This is a genomic window from Chryseobacterium sp. SIMBA_029 (genome assembly GCF_046535275.1).
Taxonomy (GTDB): domain Bacteria; phylum Bacteroidota; class Bacteroidia; order Flavobacteriales; family Weeksellaceae; genus Chryseobacterium.
In genome coordinates this window covers 1-236 of the sequence record NZ_JAWRXA010000851.1, presented here as the reverse complement: position 1 = coordinate 236, position 236 = coordinate 1, and the positions used below count along the sequence as shown (strand labels likewise).

The 236-nt window shown below is 65.3% G+C and carries 1 protein-coding gene; it reads right to left on the bottom strand.

Annotated elements, in window-relative coordinates; translation table 11 throughout:
• A partial coding sequence (locus SB679_RS26290) for a DUF1737 domain-containing protein (RefSeq protein ID WP_410705367.1) occupies nucleotides 1–214 on the bottom strand: 214 nt, incomplete at its 3' end.
• Nucleotides 215–236 lie beyond the last annotated feature (22 nt).

Genomic DNA, 236 nt, shown 5'->3' with positions numbered 1-236 from the left:
CGGCATTGGCGACGGCGGCGTCCGCAGTCGCAATGGCGGCAGGGAGCACCACGGCTTGGGCGACGATGACGCTTTCCCCGTTGAACGGGGCAGCCGGGCTTCCGTGGAGCACGTACCCCTCGGCCAGCGCAGCGGAAATCCGTTCACAGAATTCACGGGTGTCCGGGCCGGTCACCAGGCGGTAGGCAAGTTTTTCTTCGGTGGGTTCAGGCATGGTGCTTCTCCTCGATCACGCT